The following is a 3,348-nucleotide window of genomic DNA, read 5'->3' on the forward strand; positions in this document are numbered from 1 at the left end:
GGGGCGCCCCCCCCCCCCTTGTCTTGGGGGGGGGTATAATGATTGGTGGGCTGTCGGCGTGCCCCGGGGCCCCGCCCCCCCGGGGGGGGGGCCCCCCCCCCCCGCCCCGGAACATGGCTACTTCGCCTCGGCGTCGCCGTCGGTCTTCTTCGGCTCGTCGTCCGCCTTGGCATCGGCGGCCACGGCGTCGTCGGACGGCTCCTCGGCCTCGTCCTTCTCGTCCTTCTTGCTGAAGTCGACGGCCTTGTCGTCGGAGGCGGCGGCAGCGGCGGGCTCGTCGTCGGTCTCGGTGAGGGAGGAGGCGTCGTCGGGGACGACGTCGGACTTCAGGTCGTGCTCCACGCCGTGCACGATGCGGTTGTACTCGTCGTCGGAGAGGACGGCACCGATCGCGTTCTTGGCGAACAGGAGCTCCACGCCCGGGCCGGCGTCAACGAGGACGGTGTCGTCGCTGACCTCCTTGACCGTGGCGTACATGCCCCCGATGGTGCGGACACCGGATCCGGGCTGCATGTGGTTCCGCATGTCGGCGGCCTGCTGCTGCTTCTTCTTGGCCGACCGGGTCATCAGGAACATGGCCCCGATGAGCACGATGAACGGGAGGAGGGTCACGAGACTCACGGGTCGGAACTTCCTTCACACGACCGCGAATGCTGAGCGGCCTGATGGTTGGGGGTATGTGTGCCGCCGACAAAGGCGGCATCGGCGGAGTCTAAGCGAGTCCGCGCGCAGGGAACAACGCTCAGCATTGCACCAGGGTTCCTGCTCCGGCCACTGAGCTCGCCGTCACCGACCCATCACGCCCCGAACAGGTCCTGTTGTCCGTTTCCGGCAGCTGACGAGTGGGGCGGGGTGAGGCCGAGATGGGCCCATGCCGCAGGGGTGGCGACCCTGCCGCGCGGGGTTCGGGCGAGCAGGCCCTCCCTCACCAGGAAGGGTTCGGCGACCTCCTCCACGGTCTCACGTTCCTCCCCCACCGCGACAGCGAGCGTGGACAGGCCGACCGGGCCGCCGCCGAACAGCTTGAGCAGGGCCTGAAGGACCGCCCGGTCGAGCCGGTCGAGGCCGCGGGCGTCGACCTCGTACACGGCGAGGGCGGCCTCGGCGATGTCCCGCGTGATGATGCCGTCGGCCTTGACCTGGGCGTAGTCCCGGACGCGGCGCAGCAGGCGGTTGGCGATACGGGGCGTGCCGCGGGAGCGGCCGGCGACCTCGGCGGCGCCGTCGGCCTCGATCTCGACGTCGAGGAGGCTCGCGGAGCGGTGGATGACACGCTCCAGCTCGGCGGGCTCGTAGAACTCCATGTGCGCGGTGAAGCCGAAGCGGTCGCGCAGCGGCGGCGGCAGCAGACCGGCCCGGGTGGTGGCTCCGACCAGGGTGAACGGGGGCAGCTCCAGCGGGATGGCGGTGGCGCCGGGCCCCTTGCCGACGATCACGTCGACGCGGAAGTCCTCCATCGCCATGTACAGCATCTCCTCGGCGGGCCGGGACATGCGGTGGATCTCGTCGAGGAAGAGGACCTCGCCCTCCTGGAGGGAGGAGAGGATCGCGGCGAGGTCGCCGGCGTGCTGGATGGCGGGGCCGCTGGTGATGCGGATGGGGGCGCCCATCTCGGCCGCGATGATCATGGACAGGGTGGTCTTGCCGAGGCCGGGGGCGCCGGAGAGCAGCACGTGGTCGGCGGTGGCGCCACGCGCGCGTGCGGCGCGCAGGACGAGGTCGAGCTGTTCGCGGACCTTCTCCTGGCCGATGAACTCGCCCAGGTCCTTCGGGCGCAGCGCGGCCTCGACGGCCTGGTCCTCACGGTCGGCGGACGCACCGACGAGCCGCTCGGCAGCGGGGGTGTCGGTGGTGTCGTCCCAGTTCACTGCGGTTCTCCTAGCGATAAAGCGCCGGGCTGTCGGGGCGGCCGGGGGTCCGGGGGTTGTCCCCCGGAAGGCACAGCATGGAGTGTGCCTCGGGGGTCGCGGTGGGTGGCGTACGAGGGTGGCTTCAGGCCCGTCGGTCAGCGGGCTCTGTTCAGGGTCTGCAGGGCCGCCTTCAACAGCTGCCCCACCTGGGGCGTGCCCTCGGCGGCCTCGGCCTGGGGTGTGACGGCTGCGACCGCCTCGTCGGCCTCGCGGGTCGCGTATCCGAGGCCGATGAGGGCGGCGTGCAGCTGGTCGCGCCAGCCCTGGGTGACCGGTGCGCCTACGGCGGGCGCGCCGATCGGCTCGCCCAGGCGGTCCTTCAGTTCCAGGAGCAGTTTCTGGGCGCCCTTCTTGCCGATGCCGGGGACGGCGGTGAGTGCCTTCTCGTCGGCGGTCGTCACCGCTCTGCGCAGCGCGTCGGGCGAGTGCACGGCCAGCATCGCCTGGGCCAGGCGGGGGCCGACGCCGCTCGCGGTCTGGAGCAGCTCGAAGGTCTGCCGTTCGTCGTCGTCCGCGAAGCCGTACAGCGTGAGGGAGTCCTCGCGCACCACCAGCGAGGTGTGCAGCTTGGCGGGCTTGCCGAGGCGCAGGGTGGACAGGGTGTTCGGCGTGCACTGGACGGCCATGCCGACCCCGCCCACCTCGACGACCGCGGCGTCCGGAGCGAGTGCGGCCACTGTGCCGCTGACGAAGGCGATCATGCCGTACGGCCTTTCGTTGCGTTGGCTGCGTGCAGGGCGACCGCCTGCTGGAGCCGGTTCTGGGCGGGGGCCCGCCAGATGTGGCAGATGGCGAGTGCGAGGGCATCGGCGGCGTCGGCCGGCTTCGGGGGTGCGTCGAGCCGGAGCAGCCGGGTGACCATGGCACCGACCTGGGCCTTGTCGGCGCGACCGCTGCCGGTGACCGCGGCCTTGACCTCGCTGGGCGTGTGCAGGGCGACGGGGAGGCCGCGGCGGGCGGCGCACAGCATGGCGACGGCGCTGGCCTGGGCCGTGCCCATCACGGTCCGTACGTTGTGCTGGCTGAACACCCGCTCCACGGCGACGACTTCGGGCCGGTGCTCGTCCAGCCACTGCTCGATGCCCTGCTCGATGGCGACGAGGCGCTGTCCCAACTCGGCGTCCGCCGGTGTGCGGACGACGCCGACGCCGAGCATGGTGAGCGGGCGTCCGGCGACGCCTTCGACCACGCCGACACCGCATCGCGTCAGCCCCGGGTCCACCCCCAGTACGCGCACCGCGCCCCCTCCTTCGATCGCCTGTTTGTGCAGGCTATCGGGTGCCACCGACAACGCCGGCCAGCAACTCCCGGCAAAGCGACGGGGCCCCCGGGGGGGGCGCCCCGGCCCCCGGGGCTGCAGAAAAGGGCCCCGGGGGGGGGCGGGGTGGGCGCGGCGCGCGCGCGAAAGCCCACCGGCGCGCGCTATGTGGGGGCGGGG

Annotated in this window: 4 protein-coding genes; all 4 read right to left on the reverse strand. The window is 72.4% G+C overall.

What is annotated here, in order from left to right:
• Positions 1-117: 117 nt before the first annotated feature.
• A complete protein-coding gene (gene yajC, locus ACFWYS_RS28510; protein WP_384774846.1) occupies positions 118-621 on the reverse strand; it encodes a preprotein translocase subunit YajC in 504 nt (167 codons plus the stop codon).
• Positions 622-797: 176 nt separating this feature from the next.
• Positions 798-1,868: a Holliday junction branch migration DNA helicase RuvB gene (ruvB, locus tag ACFWYS_RS28515; protein WP_384774849.1), complete on the reverse strand. Its 1,071-nt coding sequence runs from the start codon at positions 1,866-1,868 to the stop codon at positions 798-800.
• 137 nt (positions 1,869-2,005) lie between these two features.
• Complete coding sequence (gene ruvA / locus ACFWYS_RS28520; RefSeq protein ID WP_384774851.1) at positions 2,006-2,611, reverse strand: Holliday junction branch migration protein RuvA; 606 nt, start codon at positions 2,609-2,611, stop codon at positions 2,006-2,008.
• The gene (ruvC, locus tag ACFWYS_RS28525; RefSeq protein WP_384774854.1) at positions 2,608-3,147 is read right to left on the reverse strand and encodes a crossover junction endodeoxyribonuclease RuvC; all 540 of its coding nucleotides are present in this window, start codon (positions 3,145-3,147) and stop codon (positions 2,608-2,610) included. Before ruvC ends, ruvA begins: the two co-directional genes overlap by 4 nt.
• Positions 3,148-3,348 lie beyond the last annotated feature (201 nt).

The organism is Streptomyces sp. NPDC059010 (assembly GCF_042740355.1).
Lineage (GTDB): Bacteria > Actinomycetota > Actinomycetes > Streptomycetales > Streptomycetaceae > Streptomyces.

Bases quoted from the DNA above. Each gene is read 5' to 3' on its own strand.
- ruvA (WP_384774851.1), bottom strand. From the start codon at position 2,611: ATGATCGCCTTCGTCAGCGGCACAGTGGCCGCACTCGCTCCGGACGCC.